This window comes from Fischerella sp. PCC 9605 (genome assembly GCF_000517105.1).
Classification (GTDB): domain Bacteria; phylum Cyanobacteriota; class Cyanobacteriia; order Cyanobacteriales; family Nostocaceae; genus PCC9605.
This window is the reverse complement of record NZ_KI912148.1, coordinates 2,568,567-2,590,227: the sequence shown is the minus strand read 5'-3', so window position 1 is coordinate 2,590,227 and position 21,661 is coordinate 2,568,567. Positions and strand designations below refer to the sequence as shown.

The 21,661-nt window shown below is 43.8% G+C and carries 15 protein-coding genes; 7 read left to right on the top strand and 8 right to left on the bottom strand.

Annotated elements, in window-relative coordinates:
• Positions 1–125 precede the first annotated feature (125 nt).
• From FIS9605_RS0113655 to FIS9605_RS0113635, 6 genes are all read right to left on the bottom strand, one after another.
• Entirely contained in the window at positions 126–506 is a 381-nt protein-coding gene (locus tag FIS9605_RS0113655; protein WP_026733085.1) for a response regulator, read from the bottom strand.
• Positions 478–3,429, bottom strand: a complete 2,952-nt coding sequence (locus FIS9605_RS37030) for a PAS domain S-box protein (RefSeq protein ID WP_269321043.1) — start codon at positions 3,427–3,429, stop codon at positions 478–480. The genes FIS9605_RS0113655 and FIS9605_RS37030 overlap by 29 nt, the downstream gene beginning before the upstream one ends.
• A 3-nt stretch (positions 3,430–3,432) precedes the next feature.
• Entirely contained in the window at positions 3,433–4,263 is an 831-nt protein-coding gene (locus FIS9605_RS45215; protein ID WP_231510322.1) for a hypothetical protein, read from the bottom strand.
• 145 nt (positions 4,264–4,408) lie between these two features.
• Positions 4,409–6,811, bottom strand: coding sequence for a response regulator (locus tag FIS9605_RS0113645; protein WP_026733084.1), 2,403 nt, complete (start codon positions 6,809–6,811; stop codon positions 4,409–4,411).
• A 102-nt stretch (positions 6,812–6,913) separates the two neighbouring features.
• Positions 6,914–7,285, bottom strand: a complete 372-nt coding sequence (locus tag FIS9605_RS45210) for a zinc ribbon domain-containing protein (protein ID WP_026733083.1) — start codon at positions 7,283–7,285, stop codon at positions 6,914–6,916.
• Entirely contained in the window at positions 7,270–7,521 is a 252-nt protein-coding gene (locus tag FIS9605_RS0113635; RefSeq protein WP_026733082.1) for a hypothetical protein, read from the bottom strand. The genes FIS9605_RS45210 and FIS9605_RS0113635 overlap by 16 nt, the downstream gene beginning before the upstream one ends.
• Positions 7,522–7,944: 423 nt before the next feature.
• On the opposite strand from FIS9605_RS0113635, the gene FIS9605_RS0113630 reads away from it, so the two are divergent.
• Together FIS9605_RS0113630 and FIS9605_RS0113625 are read left to right on the top strand one after the other, a co-directional pair.
• Entirely contained in the window at positions 7,945–8,361 is a 417-nt protein-coding gene (locus FIS9605_RS0113630) for a hypothetical protein (RefSeq protein WP_026733081.1), read from the top strand.
• A gap of 471 nt (positions 8,362–8,832) precedes the next feature.
• Entirely contained in the window at positions 8,833–9,225 is a 393-nt protein-coding gene (locus FIS9605_RS0113625) for a response regulator (protein ID WP_442854702.1), read from the top strand.
• A gap of 157 nt (positions 9,226–9,382) precedes the next feature.
• On the opposite strand, the gene FIS9605_RS0113615 is transcribed toward FIS9605_RS0113625, so the two are convergent.
• On the bottom strand, positions 9,383–9,586 hold the full coding sequence (locus tag FIS9605_RS0113615) for a hypothetical protein (protein ID WP_026733079.1): 204 nt from the start codon (positions 9,584–9,586) through the stop codon (positions 9,383–9,385).
• A 196-nt stretch (positions 9,587–9,782) separates the two neighbouring features.
• Here FIS9605_RS0113615 and FIS9605_RS0113610 point away from each other — a divergent pair, with 196 nt between their 5' ends.
• On the top strand, positions 9,783–9,944 hold the full coding sequence (locus tag FIS9605_RS0113610) for a ribbon-helix-helix domain-containing protein (protein ID WP_231510321.1): 162 nt from the start codon (positions 9,783–9,785) through the stop codon (positions 9,942–9,944).
• 75 nt (positions 9,945–10,019) lie between these two features.
• Complete coding sequence (locus FIS9605_RS44050) at positions 10,020–10,217, top strand: hypothetical protein (protein WP_231510320.1); 198 nt, start codon at positions 10,020–10,022, stop codon at positions 10,215–10,217.
• A 62-nt stretch (positions 10,218–10,279) separates the two neighbouring features.
• Here FIS9605_RS44050 and FIS9605_RS37020 read toward each other — a convergent pair whose 3' ends face one another.
• Positions 10,280–12,889, bottom strand: coding sequence for a beta strand repeat-containing protein (locus FIS9605_RS37020; protein WP_051469990.1), 2,610 nt, complete (start codon positions 12,887–12,889; stop codon positions 10,280–10,282).
• 1,116 nt (positions 12,890–14,005) lie between these two features.
• Here FIS9605_RS37020 and FIS9605_RS0113595 point away from each other — a divergent pair.
• The 3 genes from FIS9605_RS0113595 to FIS9605_RS0113585 all read left to right on the top strand — a co-directional run bounded on the left by FIS9605_RS0113595 (position 14,006) and on the right by FIS9605_RS0113585 (position 21,505).
• On the top strand, positions 14,006–16,573 hold the full coding sequence (locus tag FIS9605_RS0113595) for a dynamin family protein (protein ID WP_026733077.1): 2,568 nt from the start codon (positions 14,006–14,008) through the stop codon (positions 16,571–16,573).
• Between the two features lie 87 nt (positions 16,574–16,660).
• The gene (locus FIS9605_RS0113590; protein ID WP_026733076.1) at positions 16,661–20,092 is read left to right on the top strand and encodes a virulence factor SrfB; all 3,432 of its coding nucleotides are present in this window, start codon (positions 16,661–16,663) and stop codon (positions 20,090–20,092) included.
• A 216-nt stretch (positions 20,093–20,308) separates the two neighbouring features.
• Complete coding sequence (locus tag FIS9605_RS0113585; protein ID WP_026733075.1) at positions 20,309–21,505, top strand: hypothetical protein; 1,197 nt, start codon at positions 20,309–20,311, stop codon at positions 21,503–21,505.
• Positions 21,506–21,661 lie beyond the last annotated feature (156 nt).

Here is a 21,661-nt window from a genome sequence, read left to right as displayed (position 1 = left end):
CCAAATTGAGGCATATCTTGAATTAAAAGTTCAGGATATGGTGCAAGTCACAATTATAGAACTTTATTATTTATTATAGAACTTTATTATTGTTGTACACTCCTCCAAAGGAGGCTCGCCAGCATTTACTCGCTCCAGTTCAAAATCTCTCGAATTTGCTCAACTAACTCCACAGCCTTAAAGGGCTTTGCGATCGCTCCTGTTACACCCAAGTCGATAAAATGCTGTTGTTCGCTAAACTTTGCCTTCGCTGTCAGGAAAATAGTTGGAATGTGCTGAGTGAGAGGATTAGCCTGTAACTGCCGAAAAGTTTCCGGCCCGTCCATATCAGGCATCATCACATCTAGAATAATTACATCAGGCTGTTGGGTTTGGGCTATTGCTAACCCCTCAGCACCAGAAGCTGCTGTCAACACTTCCCAACCAGCCGCCGCCTCTAGAGAAAATTGAATAATCTCGCGGACACCATCTTCATCGTCAATCACTAAGATGCGCTTGGTTGTCATCGCACACGTCCTCTGCTATCCAGCCAGGTAGCGTAAAGTAAAAAGTGCTACCTTTACCCAAGATACTTTCAGCCCAAATTTGCCCTGCGTGCTGCTGTACAATGCTTCGGCAAATGGCTAAGCCTAAACCCGTCCCTCCTTTTTTGCGGGAATCGGAAGCATCAACCTGCTGAAAACGCTCAAAGATACTTTCTAGCTTATCAACTGGAATACCGCGCCCTTGGTCTTGCACCTCGAACAATATAGTATTGGGATTAACTAACTCCGATTTTACAGTCAACCAGACTGTAGAACCTGGGGATGAAAATTTGATGGCATTGCCAAGCAGGTTCGTCAGCACTTGGATAATGCGATCGCCATCAACATCCAACTTCATATCTTGGGAAGAAACGGATAAAGTAATTCCGGCTCGATTTGCCATTACCTGCATCAAGTCTGTGGCTTTTATTAATAAATCAGCCACATTGCAAGGCTGCTTTACCAAACTGATCTTGCCTGACTCCAAGCGTTCCAACTCAAGGATATCGTTAACAAGCCGCACTAGGCGATCGGCACTTTCTGCGGCAATGTCAATCACGCGCTTACCTTTGTCAGATTGAGCATCGATCAAACCGCTGGCAAGCAAATCCAAAGCACCGTGAATCGAAGTTAGAGGGGTGCGTAGTTCGTGGCTAACAACCGAGAGAAACTCATCTTTCATCCGTTCCATCGCGTGACGCTCGGTAATATCCTCGCCGATACTCATCGTACCAATGGCATCACCCTGCGAATTTTGGAGCAGAGTATTATTCCAGGCAATTAGCCTTTCTTCACCAGACTTGGTAAGAATAGGGTTTTGATAGTGGGGATGAAAATTTTGCTCTAATAATTCTTGGAAAGATTTCTCTAGCGGCTGTTTCTGGTAGCGCGGGATAAAATTTTCAAACCAATCTTTGCCAATGACTTCCTCTTGAGTATAACCACTTAATTCCAAGAAGTAAGGATTGACATAATCAACCTTACCATTGCCATCCAGTCCTACAACGACTAAACGAACATTTTCTAGTAGAAAACGCCACCTCCGTTCTGCTTCGCGCAGGCTGGCTTCGGTTTGCTTTTGTTGGGTAATGTCGCGAGCCACAGTAGAAAGCAGTTTAACCCTGCCATCTGGTGATTTGTGGGCGATAATGACTTGGGAAACTGGTATTTCTCGTCCATCGTGGCTCAAATAAGCTGTTTCGCCAACCCAGACTCCGCTGCACATTGCTGCTGGAATTCCTTCATTGCGGACGAGTTCGTAAGCCCATTTCGGGTGAGCATCGGCAATGGTGAAGTTGGCAAAATCTTCACCTTCACTAAATCCAAATATCTTTCGAGCAGCCCTGTTTAAATAGCTTACCCGCTCATCTGTACTGGCAGTACCAACAACATCAGAGGTAGCTTCCAGGATGGCTATCAGCTTTGCTCGTTCCTCTTCTGCTTGCTGGCGATCGCTGATATCGTCTACTACATAAGAATATCGGGAGCGTCCGCTAGAGGCTTTGCCAATAAAACAGACAGTTGCCGACAAGCATCTGATATCTGTACCGATATTATGATTGTACTCAAAACGGACAGGGCTACCGATGCGTTCGCTTTCCTGGTAGTACGCTATCCACTGGCGGATGTGGGACTGAGGAGCTCCCAACTGGCTAGCTCGTCGATTCTGCATTGCCGCAGGCGTAGTTCCGAAAAAATTGGCGGTGGCTTGATTATCTGAAAGATGCAGGATGTCATCCTCCAGCAGTTCCACAACACCCATCATCATCGGAGAACTATTGTAAAAGCTCCGCAAGATTGCTTCCTGCTCCCGTAGTGCTTCCTCTGCTTGCCTTCGCTCTGTCATGTCGGTATGCGAACCTGCCATCCGCACAGCGTTATCCGCTTCATCCCAGAGTGCCTGTCCCCGATCGAGAATCCATTTATAGGTGCCGTCTTTGCACTGCACTCGGTGTTCGCTAATGTAAAATGGCGTCTTCTTGGCAAAATGATCTTGTATTATTTGAGTTACCAATTCTAAGTCATCGGGATGAACCCTTTTTGCCCATTCATCCAAATGATTTGAAATCTCGTGGTCTTCATACCCAAGCATTTCCTTCCATCGGGCGGAAAAGAAAACTTCGTTGGTTTTGACGTTCCAGTCCCAAATACCATCATTGTTACCGCGTAAAGCTAACTGCCAGCGTTCTTCACTCTCTCGTAGTGCCTCAAGTGCTCGCTTGCGCTCTGTGATGTCTTGAATCTGCGTGACAAAGTACTGTGGTTGACCGCGAGCGTCACGTACTAACGAGACACTTAACAAAATCCAAACAATTTGTCCGCACTTGTGGAAGTAGCGTTTCTCCAATTGATAGGAGCGAATTTCGCCAGCTAACATTTGGTGTCGGGAGCCAAGGTCAGTTTCCAAGTCATCTGGATGGGTGATCGCCTGAAATTTCATGGTCAGCAATTCCTGCTCCGAATAGCCGACAATTTCGCACAGGGAACGGTTGACTTGCAGCCATCTACCATCCGGCGAAACCAATGCCATTCCAATCGGAGCATGTTCAAATGCCCCATGAAAGCGTTCCTCGCTTTCCCTGAGCGATTCCTGTGTACGCTTATACTCTGTAATGTCAGTATTAATTGCTAAAATTGCAATTGGTTTACCCTCCTCGTCTCGTTGCAGTGCCCAACGACTAGTGACAATCACCGTTGAGCGATCGCGTTTAATTTGTCTTAGCTCTCCTTCCCAGCAATCTTGACGAAACAGTTCGCGTTCAATCTCTGCTAAGGGCTGGGGAAATTGGGTTTGCAGCAGTGCATGGATATTAGCTCCTAGAGCCTCTTGTTGCGAAAAGCCGTATCTTTCCTCAGCACCACGATTCCAAAAAGTAATGTTATTGTTCAAATCGCGGACTACGATCGCCTAGCGCGCCAAATCGAGAAGTTGTGCTTGCTCTCTTAACATTACTGCTTGCTTTTGCAGTGCCTCTAGCGCTTGCTTGTGTTCGCTCAGGTCGCTTTCTAGTTCTTGGTTGGCTGCCTCTACCGCCTTGGTACGTAGCTGTGCTTGCTGTTCTGCTTGGCTTTGGCATTCGTGGTTGACTATTTCACGATACTGGTGGAAGAAGTCTGCTAAAGCAGGCGCTTCCCCTAGTAAACTATGAAGGTGGTCTTGCGATCGCTTGTCTGCTGTGTAATTATATGCGACTTCGGGATAGGCTTCCATCCAGGCATGACAAGCCTTCACGTAAGCGATCAAGGCTACGAGGTGCTGATAATTCTCTACTCCTAACAGGCGGTGGAGTTCATTTCGATAGGAGCAATTAGCATCTTTTCCCAGAAAAGTCAAGGCACAACAGTAAAGTAAACCCTCTTCCAGTGCGGAGTCTAGCTCAGACAGAAGGTTTAGTTTTTCAGGGAAGGTCTTTAGTACACGTAGGTGTTTGTTGCTCTGTATTTCTTCTATAGGAGGAGCCGATTCTAGTAGCTTTAATACCTGTGTTGCCTTCATCCCCAGAGAGTACAAGGAACAACTGTGACAGACCATGCAGTAGGGAACTAGACAGTAGCGCGAGAGGTAGGCTGAAAGTTTTTCCTTAAATAGAGTGGGCAAGGGATTAGTCACATAAGCGCTCAAGGTCTGTTGCCATAAGTTTTCTAATATCTGTGGGTGGGGTTGCGCTGGACTGAAGAAAGGAGGGAAAAATCCGAATTTATCCTCAATTTCTGCCTTGATTTGTTCACTAGTTCGCATAGATATATCAAGTTCGTTTAATCACTTATAAAAAAATATGTCTGTCATACTGAGCGTAACGCAGTCTAGCGAAGTATCTCGGAGATTCTTCACTTCGTTCAGAATGACAACTAATCATCCGGACTTGGTATTATTCCCCATTTCATCAACCTAATACCTGATTTCGCCCTGCTGCCTTAGCTTGGTACAATAAGGCATCAGCAACCCGGTAAAGTGCTTGCAAGTCAGCACCATCTTGGGGAAATTCAGCTACACCCGCACTGAAACTGACGCAAAACTGGCTGCGATCGCGATCGCTAAACTTCTGCTGGTGTAAAATTTCTAGAACTTCTGTCAGCCGCTTCACACCAGAGTTTCTGGTCGTATCATATAGACCGACAACAAACTCCTCGCCACCCCAACGAGCTACTACATCTTCACTACGAAAACTCTGCTTTAAAAGTTCTCCTAATCGTCTGAGTACTTTATCTCCAGCATCGTGACCGTATTGGTCATTAACCTGCTTGAAATTGTCTAAATCTAGTACGGCAAAACATAAAGGTTGATTTTGGCGTTCGGCTAGACGCAGCAATTGGGTTAGCTGTTGGATAGATCTGCGCCGATTGGTAAGGCCAGTTAGCTCATCAATTTCTGCCAAGTTGCGTAAGATTTTTGTCCGTTCTAGCCGATTCAGCACGCGAGCAATCAACTCTGCCCCTATAATCGGCTTAGTTACGTAGTCGTCTGCACCTGATGTAAATACCCGCTGCACAGTCTCTATATCTGTGTGAGCAGATAGAAACAGTATGGGCAAATCATGCCAGCGTGAGTCATTACGCACCACTTGACACAGATCGATGCCGCTCAACTCTGGCATTTCCACATCTAAAATCAGTAAGTCAGGGGCTGACTGCTCCAGAGTACTCCAAAACTGCTGCGGATCTTCTAGCAGAGTCAGTTGAAACCCCCAAGGCTCTAGTAAAGAGCGCAAAAAATCTAACACTTGGGGGTCATCGTCTACAATCATTAGCTGTGCTGATGGCTGACTAGATTGTTGCAGAACCGAAGCGATCGCATCCATGACTCGCTCTGGAGATATTGGTTTCTGGAGAAAGCCCCGTCCGCCCAGCCTTGCCACTTTCACTCGATCGGCAAAACTCTCAGCCGCTGTAAATACTAACACAGGTACGGTTGGCTGTTTGGCGGTCAATTCCGCTAACAGCGTGAACCCGTTCTCTGCTGAGTCGGGAAAGCATAGATCGAGTAAAACTACATCTGGCTGGGTGTGGGCTATAGCCTCTCTAGCTTGAGATAAGTCTGTAGCAAGTTCTACCAACATTCCCCTAGTTGTAGCCTCTGAAATCAACTGCTCAGCTAGTGCTGTATCGTCATCAACAACCAAAAGTCGAGCTTGCTGCTTGATAGTAATTGATTGAGGCGCTGGAGACTCTAAAATCGCTGGTGTTTGCTCCAATTCTTGCCGCAATGCTACAACCATTTGAGAAAGCTGCTCAATCTGGACTTGGGGAAGCTTTTCTTCGATTTTAAGTATCTGTTCTATCTGGCGGGACAAGCGAGAGGCTTCGTCAAAGCCAAAGCTGCCTAGTGACCCTATTAGTGTATGCGCTTGTCTAAGGGCTTTTTGCCGCAATTCTTCACTGAGTGTGGTTTTGAGCAGATATGTTACAGCTTGCTCTAAAACCGTGATGCGATTGATGTACTTTTCCTTGTGCCGTTCCCAAATTGTAGATATTTTCTCAGTAGTCTGCTGCTGAGTCTGGGGATTTTGGATTTTAGATTTTGGACAACCCTTCGGGGATATATCCTGGGGGCGTCTATGGATTTTGGATTTTCTCTCCTGGCGAGCAATACTTGATTCTCTTGATTTCAGCCGATAGCCGAGTCCGTAAACTGTCTCAATCAAATCAGTTTCTGCCCCAGCTTTCTTGAGTTTTTGCCGTAAACTCTTGATATGCGCTCTAACAGTATTGTCTGAAGGTAGATCTTCAAATGACCAGAGCTGATCCAGCAGGGCACTTTGACTAAATATCCGGTGACTGTTACGCAAGAACAGCTCCAGTAGAGCATACTCTTTAGCTGTGAGGTGTAGTAGTTGCCCGTCGTAACTAACCTGGCAGTTACTGGGGTCAAGACGCAGTGAACCCCACTCGATCGCAGGCAGTAGAGTTGAACTGCTCCGTCGCAACAAAGCACGTACCCGGGCTAATAACTCCTGTAAGTCAAAAGGCTTGACCATATAGTCATCTGCCCCAGCATCTAATCCTGTGACTTTTTTGGCGATCGTGTCCTGAGCAGTCATTAGAAGAATTGGGATGTGGTGCAAGTGCGTGGTGCTGGCGCTCACCTGCCGTAGGCGTTTGCAAAAGCTAATACCGTCCAAATTCGGCAGCATCACATCCAATAAAATCAAATCATAGGCAAACGCTTCCGCCAGTTCACAACCTGCCTGACCATCAGTAGTAAGATCAACTAGATAATGCTGAGTTGTAAGAGTTTTCCTAACTAGTCGAGCAAAGCTTTCATCGTCTTCCACCAGTAGAATTCTCACCGTGGCTAGTTATCCTTAATACTAATAGTTACGGCAGCATATAGTTACGGCAGCATAGGGAATTACTCTTGTTTAAACTCAGTACAGTTGATAACCCCCTAGCTAGCTTTTCAAGTTTATAAATGAAGTGTCGTGTATGTGGTTAAAAGAAACAATTGTTTGTAAACTACTCCCGCCTGCTACGTGCTCGGCGGGAGCTTTCAATAGCCCTCCAGTAGTCTCGTCCAAAGGGCAAGACAACCAGGAACCTTCCGGCTGGTTTACAAGGCAGCCGCCAAGCAGAGCAATTACCAAAGAACCGTTAGTATCCGCGTCTCCGATCCAACCGCAGGAAGTATTGATACACTTAAATTTCTTATTGGTTCTTATGCCAATATGCAGGCAGAAATTACATGTTTGCGATGTATAGGCTGGAGGAACAGTTATTACTTTTACCCCTTCTTTAATACCCTTATACTCTAGAAAAATTCGCAACTGATGAAATGCCCAAGAGTTAGACCGTCTACGCTCTGTTCTATTCCTTGGCTGTTCATTTTTCTAGCATCGTTGTAAATAACAGCTTGGATTGAGTTGCGGTTGGTTAAAGATGGTTTGACTGAGGAATTAATGAACTCGCAGCATGACGCGAACTCAGTTGCAGTATCCTTCAGCTTGGCATACTGTTTTGGGTCGGTTTGAAGTCTTACAACTAGCGTCAGTACTTGATTCATGGACAGAATACTACCACTCTTTGTAGATATTATTGTCAACTTCGGGGGTGTTGAACCCCCGAAGTTGACCGCTCTCCCCCTACGGCTTATCTCCACTTCGTTCCGATTGAAGCCGTAGCCCCTCGCGTTTCGGTGGGGGACTTACGCCGATTTAGTTAAATTCACAAAATATTCACATTAATACTCTAACTTCAAAATATAGCCAGATAAATCATTGGTGTAACTGTAGTGGATAGGTTTTGCGTGAAGTTCAGCTGTCAAAACACTTGAAAAGCTTCTGTTTGAAGACTCTTGTCGCAAATCTTACTACTGTTACTCACATACTGTCGATTGCACTTGTAGTCTTTGTCAACTACTAGTTTCAACTTTGATCCTGATTGTGTTCCGAAAAGTTCCCTTTTGTTAAGGCAAAGAGCAATAAGTATGTGTGTGTCCAGTGTTCGCGATCTTAACGTTGAGTTAGCAGTGGATGTTTTCAAAACTCAAGACCAGGCATTATTAATCTCTCTCAAAAACTTTCTAACCGTTTTATCCGATCCCAAGTGTCTTGAAGATGTTTTGACAGCAGCAATTTATGGACTGTCAGAAGCTGATCCTGATGCTTGTCGCTGGATTTTGAGTAATTTCTCTTATCTAGAGCCTGAATTGGATCTAGTCAAACTAGCGAAGAATTTGGCGCTTACCAAACTTCAGAATCAAGGGTTAGTGCTAGGTCAAGATTTTAGATTTGAATCAAGCGGCAGACTACACATTAATGAAAAGGCAAAGGCTGAGTTGATGGCTAGGATTTCACCTAGCGATCGCCTCCTTTTAGAGGAAATTGTCCAAATTTGCAAATAACTTCATTACCTATCGCCTTTACTACTCAATCTTCTAGTAAATAAGTTGAAGGTTAAATTAGTGCAGCAGCTAGCTTTTGAGTGTGCGATCGCAATTCGTCAAGCCTGAATTTACCAAGCTGTTCAAGCTTTTGTAGCCGAAAATGCATTTAATTAACTCAAAAATCTAATTATTCACAAAATATTCACAGTCCACTATTAACTTCAGAATCAAGCCCATTTTTTAAGTCAATATGGTTCAGTGAATGGTAGATTTCACCCGTGCATGGTACAGCTATTCCTACAAAGCCTGCTCACTCAGTAGGCTTTGTAGGAATAGCACCAGGCATTTCTGCCAGCTTATCTGAACCGTATTGTTTTTTTTAGTTAGCAGAATTTTTAGCCTTGGTTATAGCTCTTGCCTACGCTATCCTTGTCATTTTTGGTTCTGTTATTTACCTACTTTCAGGTTTTAGATTAATTAGCTCAACCATTGAGCCTAAAAGTAGCAATAAAAATCACTATGAAAAAGATTTTAATGATAGAAGATAATGAAGATTTTCGTTTGATAGTTTGTGAATTTTTGAGACTAAATAATTTCCAACTCATCTGTGCTGAAAATGGTTTAATTGGCTTAAATATAGCCAAAGACCAGCAACCTGATTTAATACTTTCTGATATTAACATGCCTGAACTTAATGGATATGAGGTTCTAGAAGGATTGCGAAATAATATTTATACAGCTACAATTCCTTTTATCTTTATCACAAGTGAAGAAGATGAAGCTTATCGTTGCCGTGCTTTGCAACTAGGAGCTAATGGTTATCTAATAAAACCTGTAGATATTAATGAATTCTTGGATGCAATTACTACTCACCTGACATAATTACATCTTGATGTCGAGTACGTGGATATTTGGGTTCAAAAGCAGTTTTGGTAAACCTTGAGAGCGATCGCTTTTGCGAACACCACCCGCCATAATATATTCCTGATTAAGGAGAGGAGAACGGGGGAAACCCCCGTAATCTGGCTTAATCTTTGATTTATGTGATTTTTCTTATTGTTTGAGCAATCGCTTGAGCATCTTTGCCAACAAAAGTTTGCTTGTCACCATTGTTCCAAGTAATAAAACAGGCAAATTGCCAAGACATCTGATGAATATTAAGAGTCCGAAATCTAATTTGACGAGCGTAAGTTAAATTTAATAAGCCTTTTGTGGGTGTTTGACAAAGAATAGGTTGTGGCATCATATTTAATTAGACCTTACTAAATAGAGGTTTGGTCAGAGAGGCGTTGTCTACTTCCAGGTATGAACGCCTCTCTTATTTATATATTAGTATGAGTGAATCATATTAGCAATAGCATTTTTAATATTCTTAACTATTCGTGCCTATTTAACACATCAATAGCTATACTGAATATGTTGCATTAGGATGTACTGCTTTGACTGAAAAAATGAGCCGGACGAGTGTCACAATTCCAGAATCACTCTTTGAGTGGTTTAAAGAGTATTGCAATAAGCAGAAGCGATCGGTGTCAGCCCAAATCAGCTTTATGATTGAGCAACTTAAAGAATCTGAAGAGAAAGAAGTCAACCGTGATTGATATGACATCTGTCAATTTGCGATCGCTTTCACGTTTGTGATGAATGTCTTCACGTTAATAAGGAACATCAAGACGTTGCTTACAAATGACTTGATGTTCTCTGTAAATGTGTTGACGTTAATAAGTAACGTCAAGACGTTGGTCACAAATGTCTTGATGTTCTCTATGGATGGATTGATGTTGGTGATGAAGGGTGATTGTGTAAGTGCGATCGTTCACATCTTGCACGCCTATGCAACAGCCCCCAGGCAAAGCCTCCAAACCCTTCCATAATTTTTACGCGTGAAAACCACTACCCCAATCCCCAATCCCCAATCCCCAATCCCCAATCCCTTTTAAAATGCAGGACAACCAGCAGTTGTTTGAGAAGCGCGTTGGGGAAGATTGGTAGCAGTGGGATCATAAGCTGTAAGAACTACCTCGCCTTTGTCGTTAAGCACCCATCCTCGTGCAGGGATAATATGTTTAGTATTAGTATGAGTTATTGGCTTGTTGATAGTTGCAGTTTGGAAATTGCCGCTACTAGCGACAGGTTCTACTAAATCAACTCGAACATTGTCACTTTTCAAGCTTTGATTCGGACTAGAAGGCAAGCCGCCACGTCTGGTGATTATAAATGTACTGTCAGAGCCTTTTTGACAGGGATTTTCGGCAATCTGCTGTGAGGGGTCTATTACATTTTCTAGCAATTCTATTAACCCCCGGCTGGGGTCAACATCTGGAATTTTAATACTGACAGTACCACTCAAGTTTGCGCTCGTCTGGGAAAAGGCAGTGATATCACTTGTTGGCAATTCTCTGGGACTCCTTATATTTAGAGTATTAGGAAATAATCTCTCTAGTTCTGCCCGAGTACGCTGCACGAATCCATACAAACCTTGAGTTTCAATTGTGATGCTCCCACCATTTCCACTGGCAGCATTAGCGATGATGTCACTATTTTCCAAGCCAACTAGAACGCCAGTGGTAATGTTAATATTGCCTCCATCCGCTGCGCCTCTAGCGTTAGCAGTGATTTCGCTATTGCGACGCATTATCAAATCTCTAGAGTTTATGCTGATAGTTGCCTCCTGTTTATTTGGGTTAGGCTTATTGCTGTTTGTGTCAGCAGTCAAGATAGCTTTATTATCTAAATCAATAGAACTAGCATTGATGGTCAGCTTACCTGCACTCCCCAAGCCTAAATTTCGTACATATATACCAGCCCCATCCTGGACAATTAAGTTACGGGTGTCAATTGTTAAGTTTCCCGCATCTCCTGTTGCGTTTGGACCAGCTTGAGCAAACAAGCCGCTGCTGTTGTTGGAAAGCTGGACGGAATCTGCTTTGACAGTCAAATTCCCTGCCTTGCCCTCACCAAAAGTGTTAGCACTGATTCGTGCCCCATCCTGGACAATTAAGTTACGGGTGTCAACCGTTAGGTCTCCCGCATCCCCCGTTGTATCTTGCTCAGTTCTAACAAACAAGCCGCTATCTTTGTTGGAAAGCTGGATGGAATCTGCTTTGACAGTCAAATTCCCTGCCTTACTTTCACCAAGAGTGTTAGCACTGATTCGTGCTCCATCCTGGACAATTAAGTTACGGGTGTCAATTGTTATGTCTCCCGCATCTCCTGTTGCGTCTTTGTAAGCTTGAGCAAATAAGCCGCTTTTGTTGTTGAAAAGCTGCACGGAATCTGCTTTGACAGTCAAATTCCCTCCCTTACCCTCACCAAGAGTGCCAGCACTGATTTGTGCCCCATCCTGGACAATTAAGTTACGGGTGTAAATTGTTAAGTTTCCCGCATCTCCTGTTGATTTAGGTGCAGCTTGAGTATCGACAGGCGGACCATCCACGGAAGTACCAATCGCTTGTATAGTATCGGCTTTGACAGTTAAATTCCCGCCGTCGCCTTCACCACGTGTACGAGCACTGATTCGTGCCCCATCTCGAACAATTAAGTTACGGGTGTTAATCGTAAGGTCTCCCGCATCCCCTGTTGCACTTGGGTAAGTTGTAGCAGACAAGCCACTGGGAAACTTCTCATCGAACGAAGTACCAATTGCTTCTACTTGCTCAGTTGCATTCACTACCAAAGTTCCACCTTGCTCTGCTCCCAAAGTGCTTGTTTCTATCTGGGAACCATCAGTGAGGGTTATACGCCTACCCCAAACCTGTATATCACCACCACCAAGACCACTGGCATCTACTGCCGTCTGTTGAGATAATTGGATGTTGCCGAAGTTTTGAACATTATCATAGCCTAAAGCAAAACCTTGGCCCTGAGGCGTAATGTTAATTAAATCAGAACCTACGACACTACCTAATTCTATTCGTCCACCAGCAGTTTTGAGTGTTGCCCCCTCTAAGCTGACATCACCCCCCACTAATGCTAAAGTTTGATTTGGTTGCACTCGCAGCCCAGATGTTGTATCAATTAATTCATCAGTCCTTGATCTCAGTCCTTGACCATCACCCTGTACGTGGATGCTGCCGGGATTATCTCGAAATCGCAAGCCGATGGGAATATTTACAGTTAAAAGTGGCGGTGCTTCTGGATTAGTAGCGCTAAATTCAAAATTATTACCAAATACCAAACTGTCGGCTGTGGTTGCAAAAAATGATCCACCCAAATTCAGACGAGCATTTGGCCCAAAAAAAATCCCTTTCGGGTTAATTAAGAAGAGATTCGCGTTACCTAAAACACCGAGTGTACCGAGAATATTGGAGGGATTACCACCTGTGACGCGAGTGAGAATGTTTGCAATCCCAGCCGGATTGGAAAAATAAACTCCCCTACCTTCACCGACATTGAATTCCTGAAAACTGTGAAACAGATTTGAGCCACGAATAGCACCACCATCTAGGCGATCGCTGGGAATGTTGTTAATGACATCGCCAGTCACAACAGAATTTTCAGCGCCCAGGGTATTATCAGGAGTGACTTGCGCTATTGCGATAGTCATAGGTGCAAGGCTGCTGACGGTGCATAAGGGCAAGGTAATCAGAGGGAATAGATCGCGAGCCAGTTTTATCATCAGTACCTGAGAAGATTCTAGAGTCAGAAAACGGCAATCTTTAAATTCTGATACACCCTGGAATACGGCTTTCTAACTATTCAGATAATGTTACAACTTTTAAATTATTCGCTGTCGTAATTTGGCAGAATTTAAATGATTTAGCGGCATTCAAGTCTAATTGATGAAGAACATCAAAAAGTTGGTCACAAATGTCCTGATGTTCTCTGTGAATGGGTTCACGTTAATAAGTAACATTAAGAGGTTGGTCACAAATGTCTTGATGTTCTCTATGGATGGATTGATGTTGGTGATGAAGGGTGATTGTGGAAGTGCGATCGCCAATCAGCAATCAAAAACTAAATAATTGTCCCCTTCCGCTTCCCGCAGGGTACACCGATGCACGTGGATGGACGCAGTAGATTTGTAGTGGCGTGGCACAGCTAAATTTGTGCATTAGATTTTTAGCCTGTTTCGCGCTGAAGCGCTTACTACGAACATTTTCTATTACACCATTTTAGGCTTGCCAGTCCAGTAGGGTGTGTTATGCCGCAGGCTAACGCACCATCCAGTGATTTTTGATGCGTTAGGACTAATGTCCATAACGCACGCTACCAGATTAAAGTTTTTATACACCAGTAAAGGATTAAAAATCTTTGTGTCTTGGAGTCTTAGTGGTTCAAAAATTTTTACCACCAAGGCACTAAGCTTGCCTTCGAGCGCAGCGAAGGGACGCCAAGTATTTTTAAGTCAGTCATGGAAAATTTCACAACCGAACATGAAAGTCACCTCACCCCGTCCTATCGAAATTAAGGAGAGGGGAAGGGGGTGAGGTTTTTCATTGAGACTGCCTTTATTAAATACAAATTTATGCAAATTTCTACTAAGTTTTGCAATTTGGAAGCAATAAGAACAAACAAATTGCTAAACTTCTTTGATTAAAAATCAAGTTATAACTATGGCTACTGCTAAAAATCCAAAATTTCCGAGTATCCTAATTAAGATTTGAAGTGTCAAAAGCGCGGACAATCGATAATTTATCTAGGGTTATAGTCAGGAGATTGTATGAAAAGCGACATAGCAATGGAACAATTGCGCCGCTATAAAGAATATGGAGAATCTGTACTGCAAAGCCTAGAGTTAGTATCACAAAATCCACCCCCCCAAGAAAGCTGGGTTCCTATTAGTGTTCATGAACACATCCAAAATTTGCAATCAGCTGGGCAAAGAGTAGTAAAACTTGCTTCTTCACCTGTGAAAATTGGCATCATGGGTGAATTTAGCAGTGGCAAAACTTTATTAATAGGTAGTCTGATTGGTTACGCTGATGCTTTGCCAGTCAGTGAAACTCCTACCACTGGTAACGTCACTGCTATTCATCTGCGTCAGCAACCAGACTTGCAAACAACGCAAATTGGCAAATACACCGTCGAATATTTGTCTGATGAGGGTGTGAAAGAATGTCTGCGCTTTATGCTACAGGAAATGGAAGTGCGAGTCAAAGCAGCAGAAGTATCTTTAACCCAAGTTGAATCTCTAAAAAATTTGCACCCCACCACTGTTATCGATAGCAACGGTATCTTGAAATGGTGCGAACAAGTTTGGAGTCAGACGCAAAGCTTAGAACTGCGATCGCTACTGCGAGAGTTAGTAGTATTCATGCGTACCTACAACGCCTACGGCAAGCATATTTGCGGTAAAAGCTACCAGATTGACCATACTACCGCGAAAAAAGGGCTGAGATTAACTGAGCCACCCATGAATATCTTAGAACTCAACTTTACACAACTACCACCACCTCCCCAAACGTGGGCAAATTTCGCCCAACCATCAGCAACAGATTTGCAGAACAGCTTTTCTTTAATTCGCCGTATCGATGTCACAGTTGAGGTATCAAAAGAAGTTTGGGATTTATCTTCCCTGCAAGGGACAAATGAGTTCGTACTCTTAGACTTTCCCGGTTTGGGATCTGCGGATTCTGGGGTGCGGGATGCCTTTTTATCGCTGCGGGAACTCAGAGATGTCCAAACTATTCTGCTGCTACTCAATGGCAGATATCCAGGCGGTGCGATCGCATCTAAAATTCGCACAATGCTGGAACGGGACAAGGGACAAGACTTAAGAGATAGAATCATCGTTGGTGTGGGACGCTTCAACCAACTCCCCCTCACCTCAAGTGACGAACGTACTCTTGATGAGCTTGTAGACGAGCCGTTACTTTCAGAAGAAACTATTTTAGAACGCCTCAGCATCCTCCAACTTACCATTGCCAGCGCCAGCAATTTAACCACAGAGAAAAAAAATATTGTCCTGCTGTCTCAACTCCACGGCTTAACTAAACTTGCCGAACTGTCTTCACTAGTGCAAGTATGCTCCCCAGAGTTTCTCCCCGAACTCGACATCCCCAACAAACCCCAGGAAGTGGAATTGCGGGAAAAATGGCAACAACTGAGTCAAATGCTACCCGCTTCTAGCACCTTGCAAAAACAACTCAGTGACTTTGCTGAAGATGGCGGAACTAGCAGGTTGCGCTCATTACTCAAAGACCACGTAGCCCAACATGGCATGAAACAACTTGTAGAAGACACCCAAAGGGCTGCGGAAGCTTTGCAACAAGAGCAAGACAACCTCAAAACTCTCCTCGAACAAATCCCAGCATACATCCCCGTTGAAGAAAACCCGGCTTTCATCGAACTGCGGGAAGCGATTGAAAATTTAGTAACTATCTACAGACAATTTCAAGAAGAGTTAGAAAAACAACCTATTTTAAAGAACCGCAACGGCATAGCTGTCAGTGATGTAGTCAAGGACGAGTTAACTAATAAAATCTTTTTTGAGTGGAGCGAGTGGACATTACTCTTTGATAGAACTAAAAATGGCGCGATCGCCCTTACCAAAACCGAAAGCTTTTTTGGTGACGAAGAGATAGAAGACACAATTCCCACTAAAAGTGATGACTTTTACCCTGCATTTGCCCAAACCATCCAGGAAATGCAAGCCTTCGCCCACGATCGCACTAAAGAGGCAGTGACAGACTTTTTTAGTAAACTATCTGGGGAAGTATCTCGCGAACGCAACACAGTCAATTCTGTAGTGTCGCCCGAAATGGAACAGTATATCCAGCAAAACTGCGGTAAAAATCAACTCCGCCTTTACCGTAACCTCCTGCGTGCAGTCGATCCGGCGAATAAATGGCAAAAATTGATTATCGAACACAGTGGACTAGCTGGTAGCCAACTTCCCATCAACGCCGATACCTTATTCCCCTTAGCACGGAAAGATGACAAACACCCTACAGGCCAAGTTTTAGACTGGAGTCCTGATAAAAAATTTCCCGTTCCCCCCAGACCATTTAATCATCAAATCGCCGTTTTGCGACTGCGTGATGAAATAACTGCCAGTGCTAGTTTACACCTCGTTCAATACGTGAGCCAATTAACTAAACAGGTGAAATTTTCTTTTTCTAGAGCACTAAAGGAGATTGTAGACAGCTTGCAAGAACTTTTGAAATCAAAACACGAACCTTTACTTCGACATATCGCCGCTACAGACAAGGACAAACCTGTATCTGTTCCACCTTGGTTAGAAACACTTTCGCAAGTGGCGATCGCCTCTGAACCAAGAGAAATTTAATCTTTGTGTCTTCGTGTCTTGGTGGTTCGTTTTTTAAACCACCAAGACACTAAGACACGAAGAAGAAACACAAAGGAATATATAATAATGCCGATCAAAATCGAACTTTTTAATCGTTATCAACTACGTACTAATCCAAACAACCCATCACTGTTACTGCTACCAGCAATTGAAATTAAACCTTATCCTACTCATAATTTTCCTCATATTTTCCGAATTAATATATTTGTTACTGGCACGCCAGAAGAATTGGCAGTTGCGATGCAAGCCGCATATAAAAGTGTAAACTTTGGTACAACTAAACTTTTACAACTTTCTACTCCTCAGCGATTAAGGCAAAGTGATTGTCGGTGGAATCAACCTTTACCAGCGGGTGTTAATTGCACTTTACAGGTAGCTGTAGAGTATTTTGACTCAGATGCAATGGGCGAACCACTTTTGTCTATAAGTAAATACACCACTGCTGAATGCAATATCTGGACTAATCCAAGCAAAGATTATTCGATTAAAAAACCAATCATGTCTTTTACAGAATTTACAGATTCAGTGTTAAGCTCATTCAAACATCCAACATCGCAAACGCTACCAGAAACGGAATTAGTAGCAGAAGCTGAACCAGTTAAGCAGATCGAAAATCAGCCAGAAATTACTTATCCCGGCTGGTTTGCAATTGATTTTGGTACATCTAACTCGACAGTCACACTTTACGATCCGAAAGTGATTGTCACGCCTCATAGTTTTCCTAGCGAACAAGAAACTAGGTTGCGCGATCGCTTAGCTGCATGGTTAACTCAACGTCCTGTGGAGAATATCGCGGGTTTAAGTCAGGATGCTTGGGTGCAAGAATGGCAAAGATTTCTGGCTGAAGCTAGTAAAAATTTGCAAGATGATAATAGTGTAAATTTACGCAATTTGCATGGAGAGCAATTTTTAGAAGCGATCCGCCAAATTGAAATTGCTCTGAGCAAGCGCTTGCCTTGGTTTCGTCGCGCTGCTAGCAAGCACTTAAACAAAATCTACCATGAAGTATTTCGCGTTCCACCGCTAGAATGGCAAAGTTTAATCTCGGTAGAACTAGATAAAGATCGGCGTTTGAGTGAAATTCCCAGCGAGATCGAAATTATCAGTTTAGAACCGTTTTTACCGAAGGACGATCCAGCAAAAGTCAAAGTCAGCTTAGGTGAACAAGCCAAGCAGCATCGCCTCGACGCCATCAGACAAGGAGAGGGAATTGATAGCAGGTTCCTGCATTCACCCAAACGCTACTTTGGGCAAGAACGCTCTTTTCAAATTACCCTGAATGACAAAGAGGATACTATCCCTGTCAACAAGCTTTTGCAAGCAGCTTATGCTCAGCTGATTGATTTGACCGAAAAATACCGCCAGCGTTCGGGTAAATGTTCCCAAGGTAAATTTTACCGCGCCGTAGTCACTTACCCAACTATCGCTTCACCATTTGTCCGCCGCGAAATAGAGCAGTTGGTGAAACAACTGGATATCGACGATGTGCAGATGGCGTATGACGAGGCTGTTTCGGCAGCGATATTCTTTTTATGGCGAGAATTTGGCGGTGATTTGAATTTAGGAATTGAATCTTTCAAAACTCGCTGTCGTCGCGAAGGGGATAGATGGTGGCAAAATGTTATGGTTTTAGATATTGGTGGTGGCACTACCGACTTAGCCTTGATTCGCCTTACCCTAGAAGAAATTAACCCTTTCGAGCCAGGGGAAGATCGAGGTGATGGTGGACGCTACTATAAACTTACGCCTAAACTGTTAGGTTCTTCCGGTCATTTGCAACTGGGCGGCGAATTGATTACACTGCGACTGTTTTTACTTTTGAAAGCAGCGATCGCCGATTGTTTACTCAGTGCAATTGCCGAGGAAAATTTACCCCCAGATGTATTAAAAGTCCAACCAGAAGAATTGAGCGACCGCTTTCTCCAAAAGGGTAAATTCCAGAAAGGTTCGCTGTTAGCTTGTGTAGATAACGAAATTCGCGAAGGCGAAGCTTACAAAGAAGCCTTAAACGACGCCGAAAAAGTATTACCCACCCGCTGGAAAAACGCCCCATCTCGCGCTCAAACTTTTTACACCCTTTGGGAATACGCCGAAGCAGCTAAACTCACCCTCGGGGAAAAGCGTGTAACAGCAGATACACCTGTATTTAACCTGGATGGGCAAAAAATCTCAGAACTGCTAGCACATAACGACATCAACTTACCTAGTGATGTTAGCGATCGCTTGAACGTGACAATCACAGTTGAACAATTTGAAAAGGCCGTAGCCCCTGTTATTCGCGAAGCTATTGGTATCGCCCAAGGATTGATCGAAAATGCCTTTAAAAATCAATCTGTCAATCCTCATAATTCTCCAGAAACAGTAGATTGGTTAATTCTTTCGGGCAAAACCTGCAATTTAGAACTTGTCGAACGCGAACTTTACCGGGTATTTAGCAAGTCTAACTATTTCGTCTGGAACGAAGAACGCGTCACCTTTGAACCTGAATATACCAAACTAGCAACTTCCGCCGGAGCCTGCTTTGCCGAAAAACTCAGACAATTGAGTTTCTCCCCCCAACAAGCCAAAGACTTGCTGCGTAAAGGAGCCAACCAATTATATATAGATGTCAAAAACCTGTTTTATTTTCTACCCTGCTCCTTTGTTAGAGAAGTAATTGGCGGTAGTCCCGATCCAATTTTTCATGCCGGGCAAGAATTGTATCAACTCCAAGCCGACGATGCAATGGCCAAATTTCGCAGTCCTTGGCTGGGGATGCAATTGACGAACAACATCAGGCGTCAAGACTTTGAGAATATGAAACTCCAACTTTGGGGTAGCTACAACGGTGATGTCCTGATGAAAAAACTAGGAATGAATGAAGAAGATTTCAAAAATCACATTCAAGTCCAGTTTGAAATCAATCAAAAACTAGACATCGACTTGCTACTTTCTCGCGGTAAACCCCATTATTTAATTCCCGCCAACATTCCCAGCCTAGATGCAGCAAAAGCGATCGGTTCCTCAGCAGTCATCTCCGATGAAAGTAAAGTAGTATGCGATATTGCAGTCAACGTTGCCGAATCTGCGATCGCCCTCAAAACCGATGCTCACACCGTCCTATTTGCCGCCGAAAAAGACCACACTCAAGATTTACAAATTTTCCGCTATGAAGACAGTGAAATGCAACTACAAAGCATGGGGTTAATTGCAGAATTACCTCCCTTTCCTGCCAGTGGCAAACACACTTTTTACTTCCAATTTCGCAACCCAGAATCCAATAAATGGGAACTCATTGGCGAATTGCCACAACCAGACTTCAAAACCGAATATCCTTGTAAATATTACGTTTCTCTCAACAAGCAAGGTATCTTGCGAGTCCATGCCTTTGAAGTACCTTACTGGACATCAACAAATCCAGAATGCCTCAAACAAGAAGGATGTGTTTTTCGAGACTCCCTGCAAGCACAATCTAATAACGTTGAGACAGAACGCGATCCATTTTGCGGATTGCATTAAAAAACTCTGCGCGACGGCAGTCGCTACAACGGGGGGCTGCGGGGCCCCCACGTCAGTGGGGTTGGGGGGAAACCCTCCAACGCGCTGCCTCCCCTCTGCGGCTAACCTCTGCGCCCCTTTGCGTTAGAAAATTTTAAATGAAACGCAGAGGACGCAGAGAACGCAGAGGAAAAGAGAGGTTTTTGGCGTGAGCATTCAATAAATAATGGAGAAAACATGCAGCACCTCAGCAAGTTATTAGAGATTGAGGACTCAAAATTAGCTTGGGTACTGCGGTTGGGTTTATATGGACTGCGGACTCAATTACAAGAAGCACTGAAGGAAGCCACGAAAGATCCAGGTAACAGTATCTGCCAGGAACTGTTACAGGAGTTAAATGAACTTTTGCAAGCAAAGATATTAACCGAGAAAGATTGGGAGGTGGGGAGAACCGGAGATGGGGAGAAGATAACACCCCATCACCCCATCACCCCATCACCCCATCTATCTTGGGAGGATGTGTTTGAACCAATTCAACCAGCAACAACAGGCGAACTGAAACTAAAATACATTTGCGAAGCTTTGCTGACTGATAAAGAACTGTTGCAATATGTAGGTGAATACGAATTTCACAGCAGCAATGATACTGATTTATGGAATGAACTGCAACGTCTGCTGCTGCGAGTTCCAGAAAAGCTGGCTCATGTTTGGCAGGAGCGTATTTTAGCAGAAGTAAGTCAGTTAGGCGCTTTAGAAGACAAGTTTTCCCTGCAACAGATGTCTTTCTGCCGCAACGAGCATGTTTACTCTGGTTTGAAGGGAAATATTGAAGCTAAAGGATTGTGTTTGTCAAACAATATTGGTTTCGATCCGCAATTGAGAATGGAAACAAGAGATGGAGAGTTTGATGTTTTAGCGGGAATCGTTTCTACATGTGTTAAATTTATCGAGATAGATAAGTGTTTGCACCATGCCTTGAAAAGTGTTGATCGCTTTGGTGTTAGGTCTTTGGATTCAGAGTCAGAACAAGCTAAGTATGTTACAGCACTCCTCGATCGCTTCCACCGCGTCCTCGCCACTGCTGACGCTGACCCAGCGATCGCTCTCCGTGCCAGACTTGATTTAGATGAGGCGATCCATTCTTTAGTTTACTTACCAATCTGCGATCGCTTTTCTTGGTGGGGCAAGTTGCAACAAGAAGCGCGGCGCACTCTCAATGGAGTAGTGGAAAAAGCCCGTGATGCTGGTTATCAGGTGCAGATTCGTCCGTTGTGGGGAACCTATGCCGATGTCTACACTTGGTCAAAAGACGATTTGCAACTTGATATTGGCGGTATACCGGGAGAAGTTTCTGCCTGTCTGCGGGTTTATGCCAAGATTAACGACGAGGTACTTCCAGGACGTGTACTTTTTCGTTCTTCGCTAGAGGCATAAAAATTATGAATTATGAATTATGAAATTTTCAGCATTCAGCATTCATAATTTTTACCTATTCCTAATTCCCAATTCCCAATTCCTTTTACGACTGTATTGTAGCTGACTGATAACTATATCTATATATGACAGTTTTAAGAGGATATCTTGAATCCT